Source organism: Rossellomorea sp. YZS02 (assembly GCF_033963925.1).
In the GTDB taxonomy this organism is placed as follows: Bacteria; Bacillota; Bacilli; order Bacillales; family Bacillaceae_B; genus Rossellomorea.
On sequence record NZ_JAXBLY010000001.1, the window covers coordinates 167,006 to 193,036 of the forward strand.

Annotated in this window: 29 protein-coding genes and 1 other annotated feature; of the genes, 2 read left to right on the forward strand and 27 right to left on the reverse strand. The window is 44.5% G+C overall.

Features of this window, described 5'->3' with window-relative positions; all coding sequences use genetic code 11:
• Nucleotide 1: 1 nt before the first annotated feature.
• The 5 genes from SLH55_RS00845 to nadB form a co-directional block, all read right to left on the reverse strand.
• Nucleotides 2–871: a phosphotransferase gene (locus SLH55_RS00845; protein WP_320322297.1), complete on the reverse strand. Its 870-nt coding sequence runs from the start codon at nucleotides 869–871 to the stop codon at nucleotides 2–4.
• A gap of 106 nt (nucleotides 872–977) precedes the next feature.
• Nucleotides 978–2,486, reverse strand: coding sequence for a SafA/ExsA family spore coat assembly protein (gene safA / locus SLH55_RS00850; protein WP_320322298.1), 1,509 nt, complete (start codon nucleotides 2,484–2,486; stop codon nucleotides 978–980).
• Nucleotides 2,487–2,645: 159 nt separating this feature from the next.
• Nucleotides 2,646–3,752, reverse strand: a complete 1,107-nt coding sequence (gene nadA, locus SLH55_RS00855; protein ID WP_320322299.1) for a quinolinate synthase NadA — start codon at nucleotides 3,750–3,752, stop codon at nucleotides 2,646–2,648.
• Nucleotides 3,736–4,599, reverse strand: coding sequence for a carboxylating nicotinate-nucleotide diphosphorylase (gene nadC, locus SLH55_RS00860; RefSeq protein ID WP_320322300.1), 864 nt, complete (start codon nucleotides 4,597–4,599; stop codon nucleotides 3,736–3,738). The genes nadA and nadC overlap by 17 nt, the downstream gene beginning before the upstream one ends.
• On the reverse strand, nucleotides 4,568–6,157 hold the full coding sequence (gene nadB, locus SLH55_RS00865) for an L-aspartate oxidase (RefSeq protein WP_320322301.1): 1,590 nt from the start codon (nucleotides 6,155–6,157) through the stop codon (nucleotides 4,568–4,570). Before nadB ends, nadC begins: the two co-directional genes overlap by 32 nt.
• 123 nt (nucleotides 6,158–6,280) lie before the next feature.
• Between nadB and SLH55_RS00870 the strand changes: the two genes are divergently transcribed.
• Both SLH55_RS00870 and SLH55_RS00875 read left to right on the forward strand, forming a co-directional pair.
• Complete coding sequence (locus tag SLH55_RS00870) at nucleotides 6,281–7,423, forward strand: IscS subfamily cysteine desulfurase (protein ID WP_320322302.1); 1,143 nt, start codon at nucleotides 6,281–6,283, stop codon at nucleotides 7,421–7,423.
• Nucleotides 7,424–7,474: 51 nt separating this feature from the next.
• Nucleotides 7,475–8,017 (forward strand): transcription repressor NadR, encoded by a 543-nt coding sequence (locus tag SLH55_RS00875; RefSeq protein WP_257474931.1) that lies wholly within the window; start codon nucleotides 7,475–7,477, stop codon nucleotides 8,015–8,017.
• A gap of 46 nt (nucleotides 8,018–8,063) precedes the next feature.
• Here the strand turns inward: SLH55_RS00875 and pheA are convergent, their stop codons facing one another.
• The 22 genes from pheA to pilM all read right to left on the reverse strand — a co-directional run bounded on the left by pheA (nucleotide 8,064) and on the right by pilM (nucleotide 26,023).
• On the reverse strand, nucleotides 8,064–8,915 hold the full coding sequence (gene pheA / locus SLH55_RS00880) for a prephenate dehydratase (protein WP_320322303.1): 852 nt from the start codon (nucleotides 8,913–8,915) through the stop codon (nucleotides 8,064–8,066).
• Between the two features lie 90 nt (nucleotides 8,916–9,005).
• Nucleotides 9,006–9,461 carry an ACT domain-containing protein gene (locus SLH55_RS00885; protein WP_044339521.1) on the reverse strand — a complete coding sequence of 152 codons (456 nt, stop codon included), beginning with the start codon at nucleotides 9,459–9,461 and terminating at the stop codon, nucleotides 9,006–9,008.
• A 135-nt stretch (nucleotides 9,462–9,596) separates the two neighbouring features.
• The gene (gene obgE / locus SLH55_RS00890) at nucleotides 9,597–10,883 is read right to left on the reverse strand and encodes a GTPase ObgE (protein WP_098353282.1); all 1,287 of its coding nucleotides are present in this window, start codon (nucleotides 10,881–10,883) and stop codon (nucleotides 9,597–9,599) included.
• A gap of 32 nt (nucleotides 10,884–10,915) precedes the next feature.
• A complete protein-coding gene (locus SLH55_RS00895) occupies nucleotides 10,916–11,449 on the reverse strand; it encodes a Spo0B C-terminal domain-containing protein (protein ID WP_219166835.1) in 534 nt (177 codons plus the stop codon).
• A 302-nt stretch (nucleotides 11,450–11,751) separates the two neighbouring features.
• The gene (gene rpmA, locus SLH55_RS00900) at nucleotides 11,752–12,042 is read right to left on the reverse strand and encodes a 50S ribosomal protein L27 (protein ID WP_044339518.1); all 291 of its coding nucleotides are present in this window, start codon (nucleotides 12,040–12,042) and stop codon (nucleotides 11,752–11,754) included.
• 12 nt (nucleotides 12,043–12,054) lie between these two features.
• Nucleotides 12,055–12,390 carry a ribosomal-processing cysteine protease Prp gene (locus SLH55_RS00905; protein WP_219166834.1) on the reverse strand — a complete coding sequence of 112 codons (336 nt, stop codon included), beginning with the start codon at nucleotides 12,388–12,390 and terminating at the stop codon, nucleotides 12,055–12,057.
• A gap of 11 nt (nucleotides 12,391–12,401) precedes the next feature.
• On the reverse strand, nucleotides 12,402–12,710 hold the full coding sequence (gene rplU, locus SLH55_RS00910; RefSeq protein WP_034757222.1) for a 50S ribosomal protein L21: 309 nt from the start codon (nucleotides 12,708–12,710) through the stop codon (nucleotides 12,402–12,404).
• Nucleotides 12,711–12,722: 12 nt separating this feature from the next.
• Nucleotides 12,723–12,802, reverse strand: a sequence feature (ribosomal protein L21 leader region).
• A gap of 67 nt (nucleotides 12,803–12,869) precedes the next feature.
• Complete coding sequence (locus SLH55_RS00915; protein ID WP_320322471.1) at nucleotides 12,870–14,303, reverse strand: Rne/Rng family ribonuclease; 1,434 nt, start codon at nucleotides 14,301–14,303, stop codon at nucleotides 12,870–12,872.
• A 105-nt stretch (nucleotides 14,304–14,408) separates the two neighbouring features.
• The gene (locus tag SLH55_RS00920) at nucleotides 14,409–15,275 is read right to left on the reverse strand and encodes a M50 family metallopeptidase (protein WP_320322304.1); all 867 of its coding nucleotides are present in this window, start codon (nucleotides 15,273–15,275) and stop codon (nucleotides 14,409–14,411) included.
• Nucleotides 15,268–16,044, reverse strand: coding sequence for a M23 family metallopeptidase (locus tag SLH55_RS00925; RefSeq protein ID WP_320322305.1), 777 nt, complete (start codon nucleotides 16,042–16,044; stop codon nucleotides 15,268–15,270). The genes SLH55_RS00920 and SLH55_RS00925 overlap by 8 nt, the downstream gene beginning before the upstream one ends.
• A 232-nt stretch (nucleotides 16,045–16,276) precedes the next feature.
• Nucleotides 16,277–17,080 (reverse strand): septum site-determining protein MinD, encoded by an 804-nt coding sequence (gene minD / locus SLH55_RS00930; protein ID WP_320322306.1) that lies wholly within the window; start codon nucleotides 17,078–17,080, stop codon nucleotides 16,277–16,279.
• A 1-nt stretch (nucleotide 17,081) separates the two neighbouring features.
• Nucleotides 17,082–17,762, reverse strand: coding sequence for a septum site-determining protein MinC (gene minC / locus SLH55_RS00935; protein WP_219166830.1), 681 nt, complete (start codon nucleotides 17,760–17,762; stop codon nucleotides 17,082–17,084).
• A gap of 83 nt (nucleotides 17,763–17,845) precedes the next feature.
• Nucleotides 17,846–18,367, reverse strand: coding sequence for a rod shape-determining protein MreD (mreD, locus tag SLH55_RS00940; RefSeq protein WP_219166829.1), 522 nt, complete (start codon nucleotides 18,365–18,367; stop codon nucleotides 17,846–17,848).
• Entirely contained in the window at nucleotides 18,364–19,242 is an 879-nt protein-coding gene (gene mreC, locus SLH55_RS00945) for a rod shape-determining protein MreC (protein WP_320322307.1), read from the reverse strand. Before mreC ends, mreD begins: the two co-directional genes overlap by 4 nt.
• A gap of 160 nt (nucleotides 19,243–19,402) precedes the next feature.
• Nucleotides 19,403–20,410, reverse strand: a complete 1,008-nt coding sequence (locus SLH55_RS00950) for a rod shape-determining protein (protein ID WP_061810195.1) — start codon at nucleotides 20,408–20,410, stop codon at nucleotides 19,403–19,405.
• Nucleotides 20,411–20,653: 243 nt separating this feature from the next.
• On the reverse strand, nucleotides 20,654–21,364 hold the full coding sequence (gene radC / locus SLH55_RS00955; protein ID WP_320322308.1) for a RadC family protein: 711 nt from the start codon (nucleotides 21,362–21,364) through the stop codon (nucleotides 20,654–20,656).
• Nucleotides 21,365–21,391: 27 nt separating this feature from the next.
• Nucleotides 21,392–21,964: a Maf family protein gene (locus SLH55_RS00960; RefSeq protein ID WP_320322309.1), complete on the reverse strand. Its 573-nt coding sequence runs from the start codon at nucleotides 21,962–21,964 to the stop codon at nucleotides 21,392–21,394.
• A 167-nt stretch (nucleotides 21,965–22,131) separates the two neighbouring features.
• Entirely contained in the window at nucleotides 22,132–23,112 is a 981-nt protein-coding gene (locus tag SLH55_RS00965; protein WP_320322310.1) for an SPOR domain-containing protein, read from the reverse strand.
• Between the two features lie 100 nt (nucleotides 23,113–23,212).
• Complete coding sequence (locus SLH55_RS00970; protein ID WP_320322311.1) at nucleotides 23,213–23,653, reverse strand: type II secretion system protein; 441 nt, start codon at nucleotides 23,651–23,653, stop codon at nucleotides 23,213–23,215.
• Between the two features lie 11 nt (nucleotides 23,654–23,664).
• Complete coding sequence (locus tag SLH55_RS00975; protein WP_320322312.1) at nucleotides 23,665–24,441, reverse strand: hypothetical protein; 777 nt, start codon at nucleotides 24,439–24,441, stop codon at nucleotides 23,665–23,667.
• Nucleotides 24,438–25,061 (reverse strand): pilus assembly protein PilN, encoded by a 624-nt coding sequence (locus SLH55_RS00980; protein ID WP_320322313.1) that lies wholly within the window; start codon nucleotides 25,059–25,061, stop codon nucleotides 24,438–24,440. Before SLH55_RS00980 ends, SLH55_RS00975 begins: the two co-directional genes overlap by 4 nt.
• A complete protein-coding gene (pilM, locus tag SLH55_RS00985) occupies nucleotides 25,061–26,023 on the reverse strand; it encodes a type IV pilus biogenesis protein PilM (protein WP_320322314.1) in 963 nt (320 codons plus the stop codon). Before pilM ends, SLH55_RS00980 begins: the two co-directional genes overlap by 1 nt.
• Nucleotides 26,024–26,031 lie beyond the last annotated feature (8 nt).

The window sequence follows — 26,031 nt, forward strand, 5'->3', positions numbered from 1 at the left end:
CCTACAATTGGCTATTGATTCTCTTCACTTCCCCATGTAGCTCCTGATTGAATTGCATCCTCATGTGGAATTGTTGAAGAGTCAAATCCGTTAAATATCCCCACACATTCTGCTTGTAATATTGATCTTCCCTGATGAATCGATTCCATTCCCTAAATACATCCGATGGATACATCAATCCAATATAAAAAATCAGGTTATCATGATAGGAATCAAAGCACGTCATCTTTTTGATTTCACTCAATGACCAATTTAAATAAGGGGAAATCCGGTTGCAAAATTGAAGATCATCCGTCATGGCCGTAGAACGGGACATAAGATCAAAATCAATTAAGTACACAATCCCGTTTTTCCCTCTCAAGAAATTATGATGCGCCACATCTCCATGAGTGATGCAGTCACTATTTTCATGGACACCGATGGATTTCATTTCTTTTAATGCCCATCTGCCCCATTCTAAATAAGTATACAAATAATAAGGCTGAATGAATGCCTGTAAGTAGGGAAGATTATATTGAAACTGCAGCATTCGCTTTTTCCATTTTTTTAACCATCGATACTGTGGGACCTCTTCTGTCCAGGAACCCCTGATTGTTTTGGAAATAGCATGGAATTTCTTCAAAACCATTAATGTGTCTTCCCGGTCATTACGTTGATCATAGCTGATTGGACCAGCCGTATCCAACCATGTCGTGATTCCGATTGGCATTCCTTCAAATAATAATATCTCTTTGTCATGAATAGGATGAAACGGAAGCACATGATAGAACCTTTCCCGTATCAGGGTTGAAATCAACCGTTCCTGGAGCAAGAATTTCAATTGGCTGGGAAAACGTTTCACAAACCACTTCATGCCATGGCTTTTAAGCATCCACTTTCCTTCTTTTATACTTTTCAAAGATGCACCGGGATCCTTTAATTTATATTGCAAAAAAGAAAGGAGACGATGTGAATAATCGTCCCCTCGTGCGAGCATATTATCCCTCAAAATCATCGTCATTGTAATTTGGCATGCTAAATGCTCTTGGACCAAACATTCCCGGTGATCCCATCTGCATTCCCTGACCTTGAGGTCCCATTGGCATTCCTTGACCCTGTGGCCACATTGGCATTCCCTGACCAGGCATCCCTTGCATCCCTTGCATCCCTTGCATTCCTTGACCCGGCATTCCCTGGTTCATCATTCCTGGACCGAATCCTGGCTGCTGTTGCATTCCTTGTGGCATTTGCTGTGGCATCATTGGTTGATGCATCATTGGACCATATTGAGGACCGCCACATCCGCAATCGCCTTGATCACTAGCTCCCATTACATTGGATGGCTGACCCATCGGCATTTGGGCTCCCATCACTCCAGTCGGCTGACCCATCGGCATTTGATAACCGCTTGGAGACTCTTCAGACATTGCTCCCTGTACCTGGCCTCCTGGTCCCATTGGATATCCGCCCGGCATGCCACCATGGAATCCAGGTCCCGGCATGACTGGGGAAACTGGGTAACAGTTTCCTGGATACGGCATATACGGTGCCTGCTGCTGCGGCATTTGAACAGAAGGATAGTTCTCATCAGATGCACCCATTACGCCGGATGGCTGACCCATCGGCTGTTGCATCGGCATTTGCATTGGTTGCTGCATTGGTTGCTGCATCGGCATTTGCATCGGCATCTGTGCATGCGGCATGTAAGGCATGACTGAAGAAGATTCTTCCTCATATCCCATTTGTGGCATCATCGGCATGTTCTGCATTCCAGGCATCATTTGTGCACCTTGTACCTGACTGCCTGGTCCCATCGGCATTCCTTGGCCCATAGGCATTCCATATCCTGCTCCCGGGTGCATACCGTGCGGCGGACAGAATCCTGACCCTGGCATGACAGGTGATACAGGTACACAATTATTTGGGTTATTATACATAGGCTGGGTGTTCCCTCCTTGTGGTTGTGATGGCATCTGTAAGCTCTCTTCCTCTTGAACACCTTTTACGGCTTCTTGTTTTGGCTTTGGCTGTTCTTTCGCTTTAGGGAGTACATTGGTAGGTTTAGGCGGTGTTTTGGGTTTAGGCATTGGTTTTGCCTGTTGCTTCGGTTGCTGAACTTGCATATTTGCCATGTTCATCATGTAGTAGTTATTGATGTCAATTTCCGGGACCACTGGTTGAGGCATTTTAGGCGTAAATGGCTTTTGAACTTCTTTTGGCATTTCTTTCTTTGCTTCTTGCACTGGCATGGCCATGGGCTTCTGTTCCTTGAAAGGATGCTCGGCTTTTGGCATTTCCTTCTTCGGCATTTCCTTGGATCCGTATTTGATCTGTGTCTCTTTCTTTACGGTTCCGCCCGCAGTAGGCACTTTAATTTTCATGCCAGGCATGATCATATCAGGGTTTGAAAGCTGGGCATTCATTTGTTTTAATTCTTCGAAATTCACGCCATACTTCTTGGCGATTTTCCAAAGAGTATCCCCTTTTTGAACAATATGGATTTTCACTCTGTTTCCCTCCTCAGGCATAAGTCTATATATCCTATGACAAGATAGGCAAATTGCTAATCATCTACATAAAAACTTATGAGATATCAAAAAAAAATATACCGTCCCTCGGATGGGGACGGTATATTTCAGCTTGTTCCATATGATTTCTTCTATGCTTTAAGCACGGGCCAGCATGCGTTCCAATGCATAAATCGCATTTTCTGAAACAACTTCATCCACTTTGATGATATTTTCAGGATTTCCTTCCATTATGTTTTCCAATGACCAAAGGAGATGGGGTAAATCAATTCGATTCATCGTCAAGCACGGGCACATATATGGATTCAGTGAAACGATTTTTTTATCGGGGTGCTGATTCATTAATCTTTTGACAAGATTCATTTCCGTCCCGATTGCGAAAGACGATCCGGGTGGAGCCTGTTCAATCGTTTCTATGATATATTTAGTGCTTCCATTCAAGTCGGACTGCTCGACTACTTCGCGTCGGCATTCCGGGTGGACGATGATTTTCATGTCAGGATGATTATGCCGGATGTCTTCTATATTCTTCTCTGTGAAATTCTCATGCACCGAGCAATGACCCTTCCAGAGGATCACTTTTACTTGTTCAACGTCACCATCATAAATTAGTTCGTTTTGAATGGGGTCCCAGACAGCCATCTCATCTAAGGGTACTCCCAGGTCGGCAGCCGTATTACGTCCTAAATGCTGGTCAGGCAAGAATAGGATTCGCTCCTTCTCCGAAAGTGCCCACTTCACCATTTTATGAGCGTTGGATGACGTAACCGTAGCTCCTCCATTTTCCCCTACAAAGCTCTTGATCGCTGCAGTCGAGTTAACATAGGTAAGGGGGAGGATACTGTCTCCGAAGACTTCTATCAGCTTTTGCCATGCTCTTTCAGTCTGATAAATATCCGCCATATCCGCCATGGAACACCCTGCCCTCATGTCAGGCAAAATGACCGCTTGATGATTTTCCGTTAAAATATCGGCCGTTTCTGCCATAAAATGCACACCACAAAACACGATATATTCCGCTTCCTTATTCTCCGCCGATATTTGGGCGAGCTGAAGGGAATCCCCCACGGCATCAGCAAATTGAATCACTTCGTCTTTTTGATAATGATGCCCGGGTATGAAAAGCTTCTTCCCCATTTGCTGCTTGATTTCCCTTACTCTGCTTTCCATCTCATCGGTAGAAAGGCTCGTGATCGACTCAGGTAAAACGCCCGTTTCTTTCGTTAATTCATCCAATAATCCCATGTTCAAACCCCTTCCCTACTCCTGCTTTTGCACTAATATCAAGTGATTTCACGGAATGCGTCAAATATCCAAGGGAGATATACTGAACTCCTGTTTCCGCATAAGCCCTTAGATTCTCCCTCGTAATTCCCCCCGATGCTTCAGTAGCAATATGAGAAGGCACAAGGGGAGCCCACCTTCTGATTGTGTCCGGGCTGCAGTTATCGAACATGATGACATCAGCCCCGCTTTCGATTGCCTCCATCAACTGCTCTTTTGTTTCAATTTCCACTTCCACTTTCACCATATGACCGATTTGATTTTTCACTTGCCTGACTGCCTCTTTGATGGAGCCTGCGAAGTAAATATGATTATCCTTTAGCATGATGGCATCATAGAGACCATTACGGTGATTGAAACCACCACCGATTCTGACGGAATACTTCTCAAGCATCCGTAATCCCGGTGTCGTTTTCCGCGTATCGCAGAGCCTTACCCCTGTGCCCTTTACCAGTTCGACGGCACGGTGCGTTTCTGTTGCAATTCCGCTCATGCGCTGAATCAAATTCAGGATTACTCTTTCCCCTTGCAGTAAATCCCCCATGGGACCCTTAATATCAGCAATCCTTTGTCCTTCTTCCACGTAGTCCCCATCTTCCACATACAACTGAACCTGAATCGAAGGGTCAAACAAAGAAAACCCGATTTCCACTACATCCCTGCCACAAAATATCCCATTCTCTTTCACCAAAAGGGAAAAGGATCCTTCATGACCTTTTCTAAACAGTATCTCAGATGACAGATCCCCGTCCCCGAGGTCTTCCCGGTAAAACCCTTCAAGCATAGATTTTAGTTTCATTTTGTTCATGATATTCCACCCTCAATCGACCTTCATTGTTTTGGAGAATGATTTTTCGTTTGAACCATTCATCGTTATTTTCCTTTGGGAAATCCGCCCGGATATGTCCTCCCCTGCTTTCAGTCCGTAATAATGCTGACTCTGTGATCATTCTGCTGACGATCCACATGAAGTACGTCTGAATTTCTTCTCGTGAATTAAAATCCAGGTGCTCTTGAAATGTAAGCGGCTGATTCTTTAACCATTTCAAATGAGTAAGCAAATCTTCATCATTCCGGATGATTCCAACACCATTCATCATTCCTGCTCTTATATCATCCGTTTGGAAAGGAACGGAAAGCGATATTCCCTCTTTCACTTCATCAACAGGGGGAGTGAGATGAGTGGAGCATTCCGCCCCCTTTGCCAGTAAGAAATCCCCCAGTCGGTCACCGTACACCAATCCTTCCAGTAATGAATTACTTGCCAGTCGATTGGCTCCGTGAATACCGCTGCACGCAACCTCTCCAATGGCATACAGCCCGAGGACATTGGTCCGTCCTGCATCATCCGTCACGATACCTCCCATGATAAAATGACAACCTGGCGAAACAGGAATCATCCCGTCCTCGATTGAAATATCATGTTTTAAGCATAAACTGGAAATGGAAGGGAATTTCAAGGGGAAATCTTCTATTCTTCTAATATCCAAGTACACATTTCTTCCCATCTGACGTTCTTTGTAAATGCACTCAGCCACAACGTGCCGGGGAGCAAGTTCCATAAGGGGATGGACTCCCTTCATGATCCTATTCCCCCCATCGTTTACGAGAAGGGCACCCTCTCCTCTTACAGCTTCTGAGATGAGTCCGCATGTTTTCCCGTTCAGCCAAAGCAGGGTCGGATGAAATTGAATGAATTCCATATCTGATAGCTTTGCCCCTGCAAGAAAGGCTAGCGCCATCCCATCCCCGGTAACGGCAGGATGATTGGATGTAGAAGGATATATACCACCGATCCCTCCAGTGGCGAGAACGACATGGGGAGCATAATAATGACGGATGCTATCTTCCTTATCCTTCGTTTTCACCCCACAGCATTGGCCCCTGTCATCCTTGACAAGCTCGTAAACCATTTCTCCTTCTACGAATTCGACCTTTTCCCTTGAAAGGGAATTCAACAAATATTCCACTAAGTATTTCCCGGTCTGATCCCCACCACTGTGAAGAATGCGATGTTCGCTGTGGGCACCTTCCATTCCAAGAGACAGGCTACCATTCTCTTTTCGATCAAATGGGGCACCATCTTTCACAAGTGATTCCACCATTCTTTTTCCATCTTCTATGAGTCGCTTCACGCCATCTTCATCCTGATGATAGCGTCCTGCTTCCAATGTATCTTTAAAATGGGCATGGACAGAATCCTTCAACCCTAAAGGTGCAGCAATACCTCCTTGAGCGAGGTACGAGTTGCCACTTTTAATCTCATCCTTTGTGATAATCATCACATAAAAAAGATCTTGAAGCCGGCGTGCCAATTGCAGTGCAGCAATGCCACTTCCAACGATAATAATATCGGCTTTTTGCATCAAAAACCCTCCTGATTATTTACAGGTGTCTTGACACATATATTTACACATATTTAAACTAATGACAAGAGTTTTTTACAAGACTCATATATTCAGATAATTTAAATAAAGGCAGGTTACATGATGAACTATTTTGATTACGCTGCTTCGACTCCTGTTGATGCTGAAAGTTTACGTATATATCAAACGGTAAGTGAAGAGTTCTGGGGTAATCCGAGCAGCCTTCACGATATCGGGGGAAAAGCCCAAAATCTCCTTACGAAATGCAGGGAAACATTGGCGCCGATGCTCGGTGTACCGGCAAAAGGAATCTACTTCACCTCCGGAGGGACGGAAGGGAACCATCTGGCTCTCGTCACACTTGCCCTAAGTAGACGGACGAAAGGAAAACATATCATCATCGGGGGAGCGGAGCATTCATCCCTGCATTCTTCTGCAGGCTTCCTTCAGGATCTCGGCTTTTCGGTGACGAAGGTTCCTCTGGATTCTAAAGGGGTAATCGATATTGACCGATTAACAGCATCTATTTCGGACCAAACGACCGTCGTGAGCATCGGCCACGTAAACGGTGAAATCGGAACGATCCAGCCTCTACATGCCATCAAGGATTTACTGAGAAGCCGTGACATCCTCTTTCACAGTGATATGGTTCAATCGTTCGGGAAAATAGACCTTACGGAGTTCACCTCCGCAGTCGACAGCTTTACCATTTCATCTCATAAAATCTACGGTCCTAAAGGGGTCGGTGCACTGTATATCAATCCGGCCCTGGGCGTCACCCCCATGATCCCTGGTCAGACCCATGAGGATGGATTCCGGGGAGGGACGGTGAATTTACCGGGAATAGCGGGATTTGTATCGGCTGCAGGGAGTCACATTGAGTCCTTTGCAACACTTCATTATCAAAATTTGAGAACGGTTTTTTTAACACAACTAAACGATCGATTACAAGGTCTCTATACCCTTTATGAAGGTCCCATGCATGCTCAATTGCCACACGTCATCGGCCTTGGTGTTCACGGCATCGAGGGGCAATGGCTCATGCTTGAGTGCAACAGGCACGGCATGTGCATATCCACCGGCAGTGCCTGTAGTGCAGGATCACAGGATATGTCTAAGACACTTCAAAGCATGGGTGTCAGTCAAAGAGCAGGAAAAGAATTTATCCGGATTTCATTCGGAAGGGACACGAGTACAGAACAGGCAGTGGCACTCGCGCACCTATTATCTGACATCCATGCAGCCCATACGTCAGCCTTAACTTGAAGCGCCGGTTATGGTATGATTTCCTATATCAATTGGACGGAGGAGATAACGTTGGCAGGAAAAAAAATCCTCGGGGAAGAAAGAAGACAGGTCATCCTCGATAAGCTCATCACGGAGCAGGCACCGATCACAGGTGGTGACCTCGCCAAGGAAACCAATGTGAGCCGACAAGTAATCGTAAGTGACATTACACTACTAAAGGCTAAGGGTGAACCCATTATAGCCACGAGTCAGGGCTATTTGTATATGCCTGCCTCAAATAAGGATTTCTTGATAGAAAGGACGGTTGCCTGCAAGCATTCACCCGATCGATCAGAAGAAGAACTCTTCTTACTTGTAGATCACGGAGTCACCGTCAAAGACGTCAGGATCGAACACGGTGTTTACGGCGACCTTACCGCTTCCATCATGGTATCCAACCGTAAGGAAGTCGAGCAATTCATGAAGAAGATTGAAGAAACAGGTGCAGCCTTTCTTTCCGAATTAACCGATGGTGTCCATTTACATACATTAATGGCCCAAACGGAGCAAAAACTTGATAAAGCAGAACATGCGCTAGAGGAAGCGGGCTTTTTGATTCAGAGTGAACATTGACAGCGGCCATAAGAAAAGGCAGAATCCAACAGGATCCTGCCTTTTTTCATTTATCGAGCAAGTATGAAGAATATGTACCGATCATTTTCACCTTGCAGCCGAGAGCCTCCATTTCACTGATGGCCCCGGGAAGTAGGACATCATCCATTTCATGGGCCACATCAATTAAGAAGAAATAATCCCCTAATCCTGTTTTCAGCGGTCTTGATTCAATTTTGCTCAAGTTCAATTGCCTCCAGGCGAAAGTTGAGAGGACCTGATGGAGCGCACCTGAACGATCTTTCGGAAGGGTCACCATCAACGTCGTCTTCTCCATGCTTTTTTCCTGGGGAATGGCCAAAGGATCGACCGTTTTATGTAGTACAATGAATCTTGTATGGTTATAGGCAAAATCATGGATGTTTTCGTGCAGGATGTTCAATCCATATTTCTCTGCTGCCAGCTCGTTTCCGATAGCGCCAAGATATGTCTCAGGATGTTCACTGACATATTGAGCAGCAGCAGCCGTACTTGTCGTTTGTTCAAGAGCCGTTCCACGAAACTGCTTATGTAGAAATTTGTGGCACTGTGCAAGGGCGTGAGAATGAGAAAGAATCTTTTGTAATTTTTCTCCACTTCCTTTCCAGTCAGGATGAACCATTAAGTGCTGCTGTATCGCAGACGTTAACTCCGCTACGATGGCCAGATCCGCTTCGTGGAACAAATAGTCCACGGTAATATGTACCGATCCTTCCAGGGCATTCTCTAGAGGTACGACGGCATAATCCACTTCACCCTCGATCACCGCTTCAATGCAATCGGGAATCGTTACGTAAGAAACGGTTTCTTCTTCAGGAAAAGCCTTCTTGACTGCTAAGTCTGTAAAGGAAGCCTGTGGTCCCAAGTATGCAATTTTCAATCCGATCTTCCTCTCGCTCTTTTGAAATTTATTGAACATTCTAACACGGATAGGTGGAAAGGGGAAGGATTTCTTATAAAAAAAGAAGCGTCAGGCTCCAGAACCCAACACTTCTACTTTCTCCACAAATTCTAATCTTCTTAGCTTTGAGAGTAAGTCCTCCAATCCGATCGTAAGGTCCGTCACGTTCAATGAGAGAGTCACATTGGCTCTACCCTGCAACGGGATCGTCTGATGGATCGTTAGAATATTACAACCATGCTTGGCTGTTTCACTTAATAAATGAGACAGTGTCCCGGACCGGTCCTCCAAATGAAAGAAGAGCGTGATGATCCGTTCCTTTACCACGGTGTGAAATGGAAACACGGTATCCCGGTATTTATAAAAGGCACTTCGGCTCAAATCGACGCGGTGGACCGCTTCCCATACTGAATCCGCCTTGCCCCTTTCAATTAATTCCTTAGCGTCCAGGGTTTTCTTCATCGCTTCCGGCAGCACGTCTTCACGTACCAAGTAGAACTTGCCTTCTTGAAATTTTTTCCCCAATGACTATTCCTCCAATTATCTAGCTGTAGAGGTCAGAGGCAGCATGCCCCTTTAAAAACCGCTTTCGCTTTCTATTGTAGAGCAGGTAGCGGCAGTCGCCACCTGCTATCTGTCTGAAATAGGTGAAGGATGAACTTAATCTACAAATTCGAACTCGTATTTTATTAAGCGGATCGTATCGCCATTTTTGGCACCACGTTCACGAAGGGCATCATCTACACCATAAGAACGAAGCTGTCTGGCGAAACGTCTTGCCGAGTCTTCACGGGAGAAGTCCGTCATTTTGAACAAGCGTTCAATTTTCGCACCACCGACCACGAATGTACCATCAGGATCACGCGTGATTTCGAATTCTCTTTCTTCCTCTTCATGCTTGTAAAGAACGCGGTGAATGCCCGTCTCTTCTTCTTCATGGATCGGGAATTCAGCAGTTGTTTCCACTTTATCCGCTACGGCATACAACAGCTCAGAGAGACCTTGTCGAGTAACTGCTGAAATCGGGAACACAGGATAATCTTCCTGAAGTTTCTCTTTGAAGATCTTCAGATTCTCTTCCGAATCCGGCATGTCCATCTTATTTGCAACAATAATTTGAGGACGCTCGGTTAAACGAAGATTGTACTGTTTAAGCTCTTCATTGATCGTCAGATAATCCTCGTATGGATCTCTTCCTTCCATTCCACTCATATCAATGACATGCACGATGACGCGCGTACGTTCAATATGACGAAGGAACTGATGACCGAGACCGACACCTTCATGGGCACCTTCAATCAATCCAGGCAGATCGGCCATGACGAAGCTTCTTCCGTCTCCCGTTTCAACCATGCCTAGATTCGGAACGATCGTAGTGAAATGGTACGAAGCGATTTTAGGCTTAGCTGCTGAAACAACGGAAAGCAGTGTGGATTTCCCGACACTAGGGAATCCAACCAATCCTACATCAGCAAGAAGCTTTAATTCCATCACGATATAGCGCTCTTGACCCGGCTCCCCTTTTTCAGAAAGCTCAGGAGCAGGGTTCGCAGGAGTCGCAAAACGGGAATTCCCTCTTCCTCCACGGCCACCTTTCGTAATGACGGCACGTTGACCATGCTGAACAAGGTCAGCAATCGTTTCACCTGTATCGTCATCCTTCACGACCGTACCCGGTGGAACCTTGACAACCATATCCTCCGCATTGCGCCCATGTTGATTCTTACTCATCCCGTGCTCTCCACGAGGTGCTTTGAAATGACGTTGATAACGGAAATCCATCAACGTCCTTAAGCCTTCATCCACTTCGAATATGACGTCTGCACCATGACCGCCATCTCCTCCTGCGGGACCACCTTTAGGTACATATTTCTCACGACGGAAGGCAACCATACCGTTTCCGCCGTCACCGCCCTTTGTATAAACCTTGACCTGATCTATAAACATACTTTCACTCCTAACTTATCCGTGCAATCCCCTCATCGGGCAACTACATGAATGACAAGAACCTCTTCTTGAAGCTGTTCTATTTCTATATTTTCTCCGTTTGATTGTTGATTCTTAATCCAGTCTTTTACCACGCTTGTACTCTTTAGTATACCTGTGAAATCAAATATAAAACGGGAATGTTCTTTTGTAATGTCCAGTAAGATGGATAGTTGATTTTCTACATTGTTCATTACATTTGATTCAAGGAATGCCAGGAACTCCTTGCACCAGTTGTAAAGTCTTCTGTCATCAAGTCCATGTGCCGACTCGATTTGAAGGACTTCAAAATCCAGCTTAATCAAATGTCTTGACCAATTATAGGTTAATATCCATTCTGTTAATCGTGGAAGCTTTAGATTCGATAGCTTCGACTCGTTTTGTGCAACAAGGACCATTTCCTCGATCACCTGCTTCGCCCGCTCAACACGATCAAGATCCAGATTCCCTTTAATTAATTGCAAGTCATTCATCCAGTCGTGGCGGGCATGTCTCAACGCCTCGACTACACCCCAATTTTCGCTCATAATCTAACTCCTATACTTTAAGTGCTATCAGTAAGTATATCAAAGATGGGCGTGGTGCGTATATTGTTTCTGTAAAAATGGTGCAGGTGAAGTAGATTGGTTAGTCGATAATAAATGGTAAACAGGAGAAGTCGATAAAATATCCCCAAAACTCGATAATATCCCATCAAGCCCATTCATAATCGTTTCTATTATGAAGCGAAACCAATCTCCAGTACATTTTCGACCTTAAATGCCGATACCCGTGATAAAAATAAAACTCTAACCGAAAGTCGGTTAGAGTTTTCGTTAAAGATATGCGATTAAGCTTCATTCGCAACTGGGTATACGCTCACTTTTTTCTTGTCACGACCCATGCGTTCGAAACGAACAACACCGTCGGTTTTAGCGAAAAGTGTATCGTCGCCGCCACGGCCGACGTTTAGGCCTGGATAAATTTTCGTACCGCGTTGACGGTAAAGAATTGATCCACCAGTAACCATTTGACCGTCTGCACGCTTAGCACCAAGACGCTTTGAGATAGAGTCACGACCATTCTTAGTCGAACCTACTCCTTTTTTGGATGCAAAAAACTGAAGGTCTAATCTTAACATTTGTTCCACCTCCTACTTTTTGAAGGTTATTTTAATAAAATCACTATAGTCTCTTTCAATCGTTTGGAGGCTGATAAGCATGCTGTTTAACAGCAGCTGAATCTTGCCCTCTGTTTCTTCCGGAAGGTCATCAGGAATGACGCAGCGAAGGAATCCACCATCTGAGGATTGCTCGATGGCCGGTTCGACACCGGTTAAGGCCATAATGGCATTAATACTGCCGAATGAAACAGCTGAAGCACCTGCACAAACAATGTCTTGCCCATTTTCGGCAAAATCAGCATGTCCATCCATAGAGAAAGAACGAATTCTTTTCCCTGGTGAACGCTCTACGTAAACGTTAATCATGATCTCACGCCTTACGCGTTGATTTCGTCAATGACAACTTTAGTGTAAGGTTGACGGTGACCTTGCTTACGACGGTAGTTCTTTTTCGCTTTGTATTTGAATACTACAAGCTTTTTCGCGCGGCCTTGTTTTTCAACTTTCGCTGTTACAGTAGCTCCATCCACTAAAGGACTTCCTACTTTCACATCGTCACCACCAACGAATAGAACTTTGTCAAAAGTTACCGTATCGCCTTGTTCAGCGTTTAGCTTTTCGATGTAGATTGCTTGACCAGCTTCTACACGGATTTGCTTACCACCTGTTTCGATAATTGCGTACATAATCGCACCTCCTTATAAACTCAGACTCGCCAATGACAGGTGTTGGAATGCTCCACACTTTTAGTACCTGTAATGAGCGGTTGTAGCACGGGTGCTACAATCAATAACATTAGAATCCTATCATATAAATCGACATACTGTCAATAACATTCAAGAATTTCATATTATTTTCGTTATATGATAATAAGGATGATGATGAGTAATCTCCTTCATGATGATTTTTTTATTCAATGCTGTTTGTAGTCGATGCAGATGGATCCCCTGTTTACCTGAAAACACATCTGCAACTTCCCGGGTGGCTTCAACTTCAATCTGCGAAGCGTCCCCATCACATTCCCATAACTCCCGTTCGAGCTGGAAAGCCATTGACTCAGGGCTCATTTCCCTTCCTGTACCATGACATACCGAACAGGGACGGGTCAAGGAAGCAGATAGCGGCAGGCGTGTCCTCTTTCTGGTCAGTTCCAGGATCCCAAGCTTAGTAAACCCGACGATGGTTGTTCTTTGGCGATCAGAGACCAGGGCTTCTGAAAGTGAGCCCATCACCTCATTGCGATGGCTTTCCTTCTTCATATCAATGAAATCAATCAGAATCATTCCACTCAAATTACGGATCGTCAACTGTTTTGCCATTTCCTTAGCAGCAAGTTTGTTCGTATACAGAATCGTATCTTCCAAATTGTCTTTCCCGGTGAATTTCCCTGAATTGACATCCACAACCGTCATGGCTTCAGTCGATTCTATGACAAGAAAGCCTCCGTTACCCAGCCAGACTATTTTCCTCAATGCGGTTTCCCATGCAGAGTGAACACGATAATACTTAAAGATATTTTCGTGACCTTGATAAAGTTCGAAACCCCACTTTGCCCGGATCTCTTCCCCACTCATTTCCTCCGCTTGAAGCATGCTGTCATAATCATCAAAGACAATCTTACCTCCCTTCCCTTTTTTCAGATGTTCGTAGAGATCTTCATAAAAGGTGTCCTGTCTGGATATGAGGGACGGACACTTTGCCCGGAGAGAAACTTTCTCCAGACGTTCATAGAGAGACCTCAAGTGAATCAGTTCTTCCTGTAACACGGCTTCCTTCACACCCGCCGCGTTGGTACGCATCACGATGCCTTCTTCAGGGGATTTCCATTCATTCCCTAATCGCCTTAAAACCTTCCGATTCTCATCATCTACTTTCTTTGATACCGCGACATAGTGGCCCTTTGGCATATACACCATATGTTCGCCTTTCATTTCGATGACCGCCGTCAATCTGGCACCTTTTGTCCCCATCTCATCCTTTATGACCTGAACGAGGATTTTTTGCCCTTCATGGACACATTTGCCGATTGGAGTAGGATCACTTTCCCTTTGATACGCTTCCACATTTTGTGGAAAATCCTTTTCATGAAGATACCCATTCCTCCCCTGTCCGAAATCCACAAAGGCTGCTCCAAGCCCCTTCTGGACCTTGTCGACCTTTCCCAGATAAATATTGCCCGTTAAACTTTCGTCTCCCGGAGGATATGTATATAAACCGATTATTTCATTATGTAGTCGGTGTACCCATCGTTTTTCCCTGCATTTACTATGTACAATCATTTCTTCCACATCGGGACCCTCATTTCTATAATGGATGCCTGAAACAACAGAAAAAAGGGTTGGATTCAACCCTTTTTCCAGTATGCCCATACTTTATAATGTTCGTCAATAAAGGTAAAGGAGATCCTTCGTTTTCGCAGAAGTCATCTTTTCGGCGAAGAAGGCGTGGAGAAGTTCATTTTCATCAAGCTTCCCCACTTCGATTCCTTTATCGAATACCACCAGGGGATGCTTGACCCCGCGTTGAAACCGTTCCACCACAGTAATGATGGAATCATCACTTTCAATCGGTAATGGCCGTAATTGTACAAATTGATGGCTCTTTCCGTAATAACGCTCCAGTAAAAACTTCATGAAGGCGTATCTCCTCTGTTTCCAATCCACCCAAAGGGAAAAGTACAGAAATGAAAGGACAATCCATAAATTCAGATGAAGGGGAGCGGTTACAAGAACAATCAGGTGGAAAAAGAGTAATAAACCAAACGAAAAGAGGAGCGTGTATTCATACGCCCTCAAATAATTAAACTTCTTGGCAAGCAGCAGGGAAACCATCTTCCCTCCATCCAAAGGCCATATGGGAAGAAGGTTAAACAATAACACCATCATATTCAATTGAAAGAAAAGCGTAAATGAATCCTGACTTATGACCCCAATTGACAGGAGACCATAGCCAAGGGCAATGAGCCAAATGTGCTGAAGCGGTCCCGCCGCCACGACCCAGAACTCTTCTTTTAATGAACGGTTTCCATGCTCATCCATCTCAGCCACCCCTCCAAAGGGTAACAAGGCGATTTTCTTGACTCTCCAGGAAAAGGATTGTGCCATCATTCCGTGTCCCAATTCATGTATGGTGATGATGATGAGCAGGAGGATCAGTTCAAAAAAGTGGGCCGTTAAGATGGCAATCCCGATCACCAGCCACAGCAATGGGTGTACGTAAAATTTCTTCAAAAGTGAAATGATCTTAGTCAAATGACATCACCTGTATCGGGTCGATGAATTCATCACCCATTTTAATGGCAAAATAAAATTCTCCCGTTGCATCATCCTGACTGCTTGAAGAAACTTTTCCTACAAGCGAGCCCTTCTCTATTTTTTCATACTGCTTCACATCGATTGATTCGAGATTCCCATACCAGGATTCTGATTGGTCTGCATGCTGAATGACCACCGTATTCCCAAGCTCATCCCTCTTCCCTGCAAAAATGATCAATCCTCCCTTCATGGCCGTCACATCTTCACCAAGGACGGTTTGAAGCATGATGCCCTGCCCGTTCGTCTTAAAATTCTCTACGACTTTCCCCGAAGCCGGACGGACGTATTCAGCACTCTGTGTAGAGGCTGACTCCTTGTCCGTGTCACTGGCAGGCAATAAAGCAAGTGGTTTCCCGAACTGATCTTCATACCAGGTGGAAATGGCGGCAAATTGGAACTCTGTATCCATCGTTTTCGTAACGTAAGACTTCGCTTCATTAAATACCGGTGAGGGACTCTTAAACATGATGGCCGTGATCAGCACCATGATCCCCGCCCCAAGGATCTTCAGCATGAAGGTTTCCTTCTTAAATAGAGGGTGCATGCCTTCCGGTGGCGGTCCACCCTCAAAGCTTGCCTGACGCTCCATTCCATAACGTTCCTCATCCGTCGGAAGAAAGTAAGATGAGTGTTCAGATGGACCGGAATTCCCCATTTTTTTTCGTTTGGCTATCCGTTTACGTATTTCATCCGCTCGATTCCCCATGTACACCATTCCTTTTTATAAGGTATTGTTTGATAACCATTGATCTCTTCACTCTGATCAAGAGCGGCTGGGTCTATTCCTGATGATGGGCATAGGGGTGTAAAGATCCATACCATGATTCAATTCACATGTTTTGCTACAATGTATGACTTGTCTCAGTGGAATATTCATGGAGAAAATAAAAAAGCCCCGGTAAAACGCAGCATGCGTCCTACCGGGACTGGAAAAAGCTCTAGGCTTTTACACCGAATAATTTTTTAATTTTCATAAAGACACCGGTTCTTTCTTCTTCCAGGGATTGGAGCGGAACGGATTCACCAAGTATCCGTCTCGCGATATTCCGGTAAGAGATGGAGGCTTTACTGGTTGAATCGAGGGCGATCGGTTCACCTCTATTGGATGACCTGATGACATTTTCGTCATCAGCGACAATTCCTAGAAGATCGATGGAGAGATGCGTAGTGATCTCGTCCACATCAAGCATTTCTCCATTTTTCATCATATGGTTCCGGATACGGTTGATTACAAGCTTCGGCGGCTCGATATTCTCCTTCTCCAGTAAACCGATGATGCGGTCAGCGTCACGAACTGCCGAAATTTCGGGAGTCGTGACGACAATTGCACGGTCAGCCCCTGCTACGGCGTTCTTATATCCCTGTTCTATACCTGCAGGGCAATCAATAATGATATAATCATAGTCTTGCTTTAAATCCAGTACCAGTTTTTTCATCTGTTCAGGGTTCACAGCGGACTTATCACTCGTCTGTGCAGCCGGCAGTAAAAAGAGCTTGTCCTCGAAACGTTTGTCTTTCACCAGGGCTTGATGGATTTTACATCTGCCCTCCACCACGTCCACGAGGTCATAAATGATCCGGTTTTCAAGTCCCATCACCACGTCCAGGTTTCTGAGGCCGATATCCGTGTCAATCAAGCAAACCTTTTTGCCTTGTAGAGCTAATGCTGTACCAACATTGGCAGAAGTAGTCGTCTTTCCTACTCCACCTTTACCTGAAGTAACAACTATGGCTTCACCCACATTAGCTTCCTCCTTTAAAACTAGTAATATTTGGTCTAAGATGCTTCAAAACTTGTAATCGATCGACAACGATCTGCCCGCTGTCATCCACATACGCACATTCCATTTCGCGGTCATCCTCTTCCTCCACCCGATCAGGTGAACGGTTCAGAGAATCCGCGATCCGCAGCTGGGATGGAACCATCTTGGACGCCACGATGACCGCCTCTTGATTTCCATTGCAGCCGGCATGGGCAATCCCTTTCAATGAACCTAATATGTAAATATTCCCTCCAGCAAGGACTTTCCCCCCTGGATTGACGTCACCTACAATGAGGATGTCGCCTGCTGTTTCCACGACCTGTCCCGAACGGATGACCCCGGTAAGGGTTTCGATATTTCGTTCATCTATTAGTTTTTCTGCATCATTCTTCGTTATGACATTGCTCAATACTTCGTTTACTACTAAATTGCGTTTTTGTCTTACGATTTCTTTTAACTCTTCCACTTGATCTTCAGTCAAGTAACGATTGCCGGTTTGAATATTAACCGTCAAGAGAGGGGTACCTTCTGTTTCCCGATAATGGGCAGACAGCTTATCGTCCAATTCCTTCTTTAACTCGTGAAACGAGCATTGATCGTTGAGATGAAGAGTCAGGCCTTCTTTTGTTCCTTTTATCATCACATTTGGCTTCTTGTTCATGTCGCAATTTTCACCTCAGTCGTCTTTAAATTCGACATAAGCAGTGTCATTTCCTCTTTTTATGAAAAAATCACTAATGGAAATTATTCATCCAACCACTCTTTCCGTTTCTTCAGAAGATAGTTTCTGAATGGGAAGGCAAGAATGATATAAAATAGAACATTCAAGATCAATGTTGGCCACAAACGCCAATCTACAAATTGCATGAACGTCAGATCCGTCCTGTTGATAATCCGATTGATCTGATAGACCAAAAATTCTAAAACAGAGATATTCACCATGGAAATGATCCCTAAAACAAAGAGGTTATTATGTAACACTTTCATCATCTGATGAGATAAAAAGATGACGAACGGGAAAAACACCAGATAAATCCCATTGATTTCAGTGTAATAAATATCAAATAGGAAGCCAAAGATGAACCCATAAAGAAGCGCAGTCCTGTACTGGTAAAAAGCACAAATAAAGAACAGCACAATAATCAGGAAATGAGGGACGATCATTTTCTGATCGAACCACTCTTCACTGGGAAAAAGGTGCACAAATAAACTCTCACTATAGAAGAATAGCAGGGTCATAAATGGAAGGAGGAGCCTGCTGATCATTGCTCTTCCTCCTCAACCGCATCGTCTTCCGTCACACCCTGGATTTCACGATCGATGACCATAACATGCTCTAAATGGTAGAAATCAGCAGAAGGCTTTACATAAGCCGTTTGCGTCAAACCATATTGGTCCGGTTTGATTTCCTTCACCTCACCGATGACCAGGCCTTTAGGGAATACGCCCCCAAGACCGGATGTCATGACTTTGGAGCCTTTTTCAACCTTCATGTCATTGGAAATCCGCTTTACGAGGATTTCTTCCTTCTTGCTGTCATACCCTTCAATCCAGCCGTTAATATCCTGTTCTTTACTTTGAATCACTGTGGAAATCCGATTTTTTGTGTTATTGGTCGAGATTAATTCGACCGTTGATGAGAATTCATTGACACTTTTAATCTTTCCAATCAGTCCTGCAGAGGAAATCACAGCCATATCAGATTGAATCCCGTTCACTTCCCCTTTATTAATGGTAATGAGCTCCTGCCATTGATCAGGGTTCCTCGCAATGACGGTAGCCTGGATCGTATTATAAGCGCGAAGGTTTTCCTTTTTATCCAGTACTGCCCGTAATTCATCGTTATCTTGTTTAAGGTCTTTCACCTTTGTTTCAAGTTTAATCAACTCATCTAAACGCGTTTTCAATTTTTCATTCTCTGTGTATGTATTTTGAAGATCTTGAACGTTATCAACAACTCCGGCTACATAATTGACAGGTTTTGAAACCAACGACTGTCCGAATCCTACCATATCTTTCACAAACTGCTCAGGCCAGCTGATACTATCCCGGTCACGCAAAGAAAATCCGATTAATCCCACTAGGACAATGACACTGACGAGCAGAATGATCAAACGTTTATTCAGGAAGAATTGTGGCATGATGTACACCTCAACCTTTTCTCATTCTAGTAAATACTATATCAAAATTCGTTTATTTTTGATATCATTCGTCAAAATATTCATGGTTCTTCGAAAAAAGATGGGGCCGGCCTTAAGGCTGCACCTGCATCCATAAGGAGACGTCCCCCATTACTATCAATTATTTTCCTCGTGTTTTGAATAAGTGGATGTGATCAAGGGCTTTCCCTGTCCCTATGGCTACACAATCCAGTGGCTCTTCGGCAATAAGCACCGGCATCTTCGTTTCATCACTGATCACCTTGTCCAGGTTGCGTAGAAGCGCTCCGCCTCCTGTCAGCACGATCCCTCTATCCATGATGTCTGCTGCAAGTTCAGGTGGAGTTTTCTCCAGCGTACTCTTAACGGCATCCACAATCGTGTATACGGTGTCATGAAGGGCAGAAGCAATTTCAACAGCCGTTACTTCAATCGTTTTCGGCAATCCTGTCAGAAGGTCACGGCCACGAATTTCCATCGCTTCAATTCCTTCAGAATCCCCTGCAGACCCGACTTCCATCTTGATGGTTTCCGCCGTACGGTCCCCGATCATCAGGTTATACGTCTTGCGGATATAGTTGATGATGGCATCATCCATCTCATCCCCGGCAACACGGATCGACTGACTTGTCACGATCCCCCCTAAAGAGATGATCGCTACTTCCGTCGTTCCACCACCAATATCCACGACCATGCTACCCGTCGGTTCCCAAACCGGAAGATTTGCTCCGATAGCCGCTGCAAAGGGTTCCTCGATCGTATAGGCATCACGAGCCCCTGCTTGTCTTGTGGCATCGATGACCGCTCTTTCCTCAACACCTGTAATGCCTGAAGGTACACAAACCATGACATACGGCTTTCGTGAAAACGCACCTTTATTCCTGGTCGCCTGCTTTATGTAGTACTTCATCATCGTGGCAGTCGTTTCGTAATCTGCAATGACTCCGTCTTTCATCGGGCGAAGCGCCACTACATTCCCCGGAGTACGGCCGATCATATTTTTCGCATCATTACCCACGGCAACAATCTGCTTGTTATCTGTCTGAAGAGCAACAACTGAAGGTTCGCGAACGACAATCCCCTTGCCTTTCACGTAAACCAAAGTGTTGGCTGTTCCTAAATCAATCCCTAAATCTTTCGTTCCAAACATGGATGGTATCTCCCTTTCTGATACAAATTGGCTGGTTTTTAAATCGTTTTATGTGTTTTCATAGGAGAGTTGTCCAATCACTCTCTATCTTCGTAATTTTCGTCACAATAATTGTTCGTTCATGCATAACGAAAAGACTCATTCCCTTGTAGAATGACTCTCTTATTTCAGTAAGCTCACGTTATATTGAATCACAAAAATCATAAGCTTTATTATATCGTAACCAGGAAAAAAATCATAGTGTCATAAATACCCTTTTTCCTTTAAGCTGATAAACTTCTTCTCCCCTATTATAAGGTGATCGAGTATATCAATACCAATGATTCGACCACATTCCACTAATCTTTTTGTCACTTCTATGTCTTCCCTGCTCGGGGTCGGATCACCGGATGGATGGTTGTGAATGCAAATGATAGAGGCGGCGGAGCGGCGGAAGGCTTCTTTAAAGACTTCCCTCGGATGTACGATGGAGGCATTGAGGCTTCCGATAAAGATGGTTTGCTTGTGGAGAACTTGATTCTTCGTATTGAGGTATAAACAGACAAAATGCTCCTGGGCCAAAAATCTCATGTCATTCATGACATAATTGGCACCATCTTCAGGAGAACGGATCGAATAGCGATCATCAAAGGCCAGATTGCTGATGCGCCGGCCAAATTCGACGGCCGCCATGATCTGGACAGCCTTGGCAAGCCCGATCCCCTTCGTTTTCGTGATCTCTTCCAGAGATGCATCCTTTAATAGATTCAATCCATCAAATTGATTTAATAGCCGGTTGGATAATTGAAGGACCGACTCGGATTTTGTACCGGTACGGAGTAAGATCGCGAGCAGCTCCTGATTGGATAGGCTTGAGGCTCCACTTTGGATCATTCTTTCCCTTGGTCTCTCATCCTGGGGGAAATCCCGGATCATCAATCTGTTTTCTTCCTGTGTTAGTACGGTTTTTACCATTGTTTCCTCCTTTTTTACGTAAAGGAGTCAGTCTGATTGAAGATAGCCCATTTCAAGTAGTGCGCGATTCACACGTGAGATCGGCAGGCCGACAACAGCGAAATAATCGCCTTTGATTTCTTTGACGAATTTTGCCCCTATGCCCTGGATCCCGTAGGAACCCGCTTTATCGAATGGTTCTTCAGATGCGATGTAGTCATCAATCTCTTTAGGGGTCAACTCCCAAAACGTAACATCTGTTTTTTCATAAAAAAGTTTTTCCTCCTCACCGTGTACGATTGCGACACCTGTGTAAACCTCGTGGGCAGATCCGGATAGCATCCTGAGCATATCTTTTGCTTCTTCTTTCGACACTGGCTTTCCAAGGATCTTCCCATCCTTTGTCACGACCGTGTCAGAACCGATGACATAGTGAGTGGGGTGTTGTTTCGATATTTCTTTGGCTTTCTTCTTCGCGAGATACATCACGACTTCATCGGGTGATAAATCGGCTGAAAACGTTTCATCGACATTGGAGCTCATAACGGAAAAAGAGAGTTGGATTTGTTCGAGAAGTTCTTTTCGACGGGGAGATTGTGAAGCGAGTATGAGGTTGGACAAACCATACCAATCCTTTCAGAGTGAAAAATGGGAGATACAAGAATATACTACCAAAATCCATCACGGTAAACAAGTGAAAAGAGAGCGTCCTTTGAACCAGGACAGTTCTGGTTCAAAGGACGCTCTCACTATATTATTTCCTAGAAAATAGTCTAAACCAGTCGAAATTATAACCCGCCGTATAGCTGAAGATAAGATAATAATTCCCCTTGAACTTTTTGTGCATCTTCTGGAGATTTCATCGACGCTGCCAGGTTCCCTGCATCCACTAAGGATTTCTTCATTGAGGCAATGGTCTCCTGATCTACTTTGATGCCTTCCAATTCCTTCACGCCGGATTGAATTGTTTTCATAGTTGCATCATCAGGAGTTCCTCCGACCATCCCACTGCTGCTTGCCTGTGCGATCTTGCTATAGAGGGCATTCCCTTTCTCCAGGAATGATTTCTCTTCTTTTGAGGCGTTTATTCCCTTGGATCCAATAACAAAGTCCTTCGCGTACACATCCACACCCTGTTCCTTTATTTTTGCCCCTAGGGTTTTGGCCGTTTCCAGATCTCCCGAAACCCCCAGCAATAAAAAGAATTGACCATCTTTCTCGACACTCGCTCCCGGAAAGCCTTTAGCCGCCAGGCTGTCCTTCATGGCTTTCATGGATTCCTCTGTAGAAAATACCCCGCCCTGCAGGATGGAGGTGGAGAAATCCTTTAATTCAATGGCTGAAACAGCCTGTTGACCATCCGTTTTCCCTGCCGTGGTGTCGTCTTGCAATGTTGCCGCAGGTGCAGCGGGTCCATCCGTCGTCGTAATCACCTTAAGAGTCCCGAAGCCCAAAACCGCCCCGACAACAATCGCCCCGACCAATGACATAATCAGATTCACTGAATCCTGAAAAGGGTTAGTGAAAGACTTTTTCTTCTTCTTTTTACTACCTGTCACGTAGTTGATTTTTTTATATTCCTGTGGAGGTTCGGCTTCTTCATCAGGAAGGATCCAGTCAAATCCGTCATCATTCGCCTCTTCACCCGCAGCTGTTTCCGACTCCCCCAGCTTCCAATCATACACAAGAAGATCCTCATCGAACTTCGTTTTTTCCCCATTGATTTTAATAGAAATCTTTTTGTCGTTTTTCTCACGATTACCCATCATCGCCACCCTCCTTCATCTATTTTTTTCCATGCTATCACATCCCATAAAAAAAAGAACAAGACTTTTGTCGTCTTGTCCTAAGAGGTTTTCGTCAAATTTTTTAGTTTTTCTTCAGGGAACGGATTGATAGAGTAGAAAACGGGATTTCTTCCTGTTCCCCATCCTCATTTGTACATAGATTATATTGGTCACCAAGGAGGCATATCGATAGGACACTCTCACCTTCAGCCAGGACATAGGAGGTATCAACCGGTGTCATGACGATTTTGGAATGGGGATCGAGTATCGGTTCGATGAGCTTTGCTTCGACCAATTCTTTGTATGTTATCTTGTTAATTTCACGTTCCTGAAGCATGGCGTCTTTTGCATAATATTGGGCGGAGCTTTTCATTGTTAATGCGTTTGCCACAAATGCCTGTTGTTTGGACTTTTCGATGATATTATTCACTGCTAAAACCGCAATGACGGCAATGATTCCTAGTATGACAATCACAGTCAGTAGTTCAACAAGTGTATAGCCTCTTTCATTTTCAATCATCATTCATCAGACCTTTAATTGGTATCTTGTTCTTCCGACTTTTGATCAGGGAACTGCTGAAAAGGGTTCTTCTTGTTGGAAGGTACCGGCGCATCAAGCTTCGGCAGTTCCGTCTCAAGCTCTACTAATCCGGGCAAATAAAAAGCGGAAACGACGATATTCAATTGAATATTTTCAACAGCATCTTCGTATTGCTGTAATTCGGCAGGTCCGCTGAAGGAGATCTGCTCTACTTCGACGATTCGGTGCAGTTCTTCTAATTTCTTAATGAACTCTTCTATTTCAAAATAACTCTTTGCTTCGACAGACATGGTGGCGGTCAATTTTTGAAGACCGGATGGCAAGATATCTGCAGGGGGAGTTTCGTCTTCAGTACTGGTTTTTGATGCTGTTCCATCCACTTCTGTGGCAGCTTCACTGTTTGACTCTATAGATCCCCCTGCTATTGGAAGGGCCACTGCACCTTCAGAGAATTCAATGCTTGTTATCAAACTATCCGAAACGATCTCAGCCTTCTCAAGGTCAATAAGGAGCTGCTGTGTCAAAGGTTTTACCGGAACCTTTTGTTGCAGGGAACTGGAGTTTTCAAATGAGTCCTGTTTGATGGAAGAAATTTTGGAATCCAATACTTCGATCAGCTTGGATTCTGTTTGGATCTCAGTTTGCAGATTTTCTTTTTGACTCTTGACCGGTAAATAGAAGAACCATATGCACCCAAAGATTAGGCAGAACATTAATACGATGGATGTGCCGATCATCAGCCATTCTTTTTTATCGAATCCAATGTTCATTCCGAATCGCCCCCTTCGATATCGGAACTCTCTTCTGTTTCGATTTTTTTGATGGCTTCTCTATTCAGCATGACTTCATATTGGCCTATGTACCTTGGTAATACGGGTTCGGTATTGACTGCGATCGTTTCATTTTCTGTTATGGCTTCAGTCGCAATGGAAGATAGTTTGGCATCCACAATGTATTTCGATTCCTTCAGATGTGTTAAATAATAGGCTGCTTCACTGCTTGTATCAAATTGAATGGATACCTGTATGCTTCCATCCTCTGCATACGTGAATTCTTTCATGAATCCCCGCTCCGGAAGCAGCTCCACTAGATGATCCAAGACAGGTACGGTATCGATGGGATAGGTTTCTGCCCAGCCCACGGCACTTTCCAGCTGCACCCAGGCATCTGATGACTCAAAATCTGAGATACTTTGTTCTTTTTCAGCTCTCAGCTGCTTGGTTTCCTGTAACTCCGTCGTAAGGGCATCCACATCTTTACCGATATTGCCGGAAAGGACAAATAGAACGATAATAGCAAGAATCCCAAGGAGAATCACTCCAGTAACCACATACAGCCACTGTCGGCTCCTTTTTTCGCTTTGAGGTAATAAATTGATATCGACGAGCACTATATCACCTCTTTTAATCCCAAACCAATGGCGAGGAGGAATTCACTCGAAAGCTCTTCATTGGATTGGGCGTGCCGTGCAACGGAAGGCACTTGGATGATGTCGATGTCAAACCGTTTGGATAGGAGAGTGTGGATATCCCCCACCATGGGATGATCACCTGTAACGAATAGTTTATTAATTGTTGCTTCATCATTTGTAAGAGTATAACGGTAAAAACTGATCACTTTGTCAATTTCTTTCATGACGTCATCAAATGGAAGGGGTTGAAAGCCTTCATGATTCGCTTTCTCATCCATGACCTCACGCTCCTCACCTAAACTGATCGGCCTGAAGAATACTGGCTGGTGATCATGAAAGATGGAAACAGTGACATTGGACTGGTTGAAGTAAAGAAGCATTTCGTGGCTCCCCCTATGAGTCATATCCAATGAGTGTATGTAGCGATAAAAGGCAAGCGGGCTGATGTCAGCCACGACAGGCTTCAAATGGGCACCGGCCAGCATTTGACGATATTCCAATACAATGTCTTCAGGTGCCGCCACAAGGATAATTTCTTTCTTATCCCCTTGATTTCCGACCACCACGACATCAAATACGGGATTCTCAAAAGGGAGATGGATACTCGTTCCAATTTCCAAGAACAAGTGACTCTTCACCTCATCGTCCTCTATGTCAGAAGAAATATTCAATTTCCTGATGATCATCTGAGTATTGGGAACGATGAACTGAACTTCCCTCTTCTTTAGTCCCCAATCGAGGACGCATTCCTCTAAAAATGCCTGAAACGCCTCTTTTTCAATGATTTTCCCATCTGAGATCATCCCGTCTGCTATTCGTTTCTCTCCAAACTGGTGAATATGTAAAGGAGAAATTGATTTCAATTCGACAAAACGAACCCATTGATCACTGATGACGATATTGATTTTATTTTTATTCTTATGGAAGAGACGTGATAACATCGTGAATG

Excerpts from the sequence above, each read along its gene's own strand:
- SLH55_RS00895 (WP_219166835.1), bottom strand. The coding sequence starts at position 11,449 with ATGAGCGAAAATTGGGGTGTAGTCGAGGCGTTGAGACATGCCCGCCAC.
- SLH55_RS00845 (WP_320322297.1), bottom strand. The coding sequence starts at position 871 with ATGCTTAAAAGCCATGGCATGAAGTGGTTTGTGAAACGTTTTCCCAGC.
- minC (WP_219166830.1), bottom strand. The coding sequence starts at position 17,762 with ATGAACAAGAAGCCAAATGTGATGATAAAAGGAACAAAAGAAGGCCTG.
- SLH55_RS00915 (WP_320322471.1), bottom strand. The coding sequence starts at position 14,303 with ATGATTGTACATAGTAAATGCAGGGAAAAACGATGGGTACACCGACTA.
- SLH55_RS00975 (WP_320322312.1), bottom strand. The coding sequence starts at position 24,441 with ATGAACATTGGATTCGATAAAAAAGAATGGCTGATGATCGGCACATCC.
- nadC (WP_320322300.1), bottom strand. The coding sequence starts at position 4,599 with ATGAACAAAATGAAACTAAAATCTATGCTTGAAGGGTTTTACCGGGAA.
- SLH55_RS00870 (WP_320322302.1), top strand. The coding sequence starts at position 6,281 with ATGAACTATTTTGATTACGCTGCTTCGACTCCTGTTGATGCTGAAAGT.
- nadA (WP_320322299.1), bottom strand. The coding sequence starts at position 3,752 with ATGGGATTATTGGATGAATTAACGAAAGAAACGGGCGTTTTACCTGAG.
- mreD (WP_219166829.1), bottom strand. The coding sequence starts at position 18,367 with ATGATCAGCAGGCTCCTCCTTCCATTTATGACCCTGCTATTCTTCTAT.
- SLH55_RS00950 (WP_061810195.1), bottom strand. The coding sequence starts at position 20,410 with ATGTTTGGAACGAAAGATTTAGGGATTGATTTAGGAACAGCCAACACT.
- SLH55_RS00925 (WP_320322305.1), bottom strand. The coding sequence starts at position 16,044 with ATGGGGAATCGAGCGGATGAAATACGTAAACGGATAGCCAAACGAAAA.
- pilM (WP_320322314.1), bottom strand. The coding sequence starts at position 26,023 with ATGTTATCACGTCTCTTCCATAAGAATAAAAATAAAATCAATATCGTC.
- SLH55_RS00905 (WP_219166834.1), bottom strand. The coding sequence starts at position 12,390 with ATGATTAACGTTTACGTAGAGCGTTCACCAGGGAAAAGAATTCGTTCT.
- SLH55_RS00965 (WP_320322310.1), bottom strand. The coding sequence starts at position 23,112 with ATGATGGGTAATCGTGAGAAAAACGACAAAAAGATTTCTATTAAAATC.
- rplU (WP_034757222.1), bottom strand. The coding sequence starts at position 12,710 with ATGTACGCAATTATCGAAACAGGTGGTAAGCAAATCCGTGTAGAAGCT.
- rpmA (WP_044339518.1), bottom strand. The coding sequence starts at position 12,042 with ATGTTAAGATTAGACCTTCAGTTTTTTGCATCCAAAAAAGGAGTAGGT.
- radC (WP_320322308.1), bottom strand. The coding sequence starts at position 21,364 with ATGGTAAAAACCGTACTAACACAGGAAGAAAACAGATTGATGATCCGG.
- SLH55_RS00970 (WP_320322311.1), bottom strand. The coding sequence starts at position 23,653 with ATGATGATTGAAAATGAAAGAGGCTATACACTTGTTGAACTACTGACT.
- mreC (WP_320322307.1), bottom strand. The coding sequence starts at position 19,242 with ATGCCACAATTCTTCCTGAATAAACGTTTGATCATTCTGCTCGTCAGT.
- obgE (WP_098353282.1), bottom strand. The coding sequence starts at position 10,883 with ATGTTTATAGATCAGGTCAAGGTTTATACAAAGGGCGGTGACGGCGGA.
- nadB (WP_320322301.1), bottom strand. The coding sequence starts at position 6,157 with ATGCAAAAAGCCGATATTATTATCGTTGGAAGTGGCATTGCTGCACTG.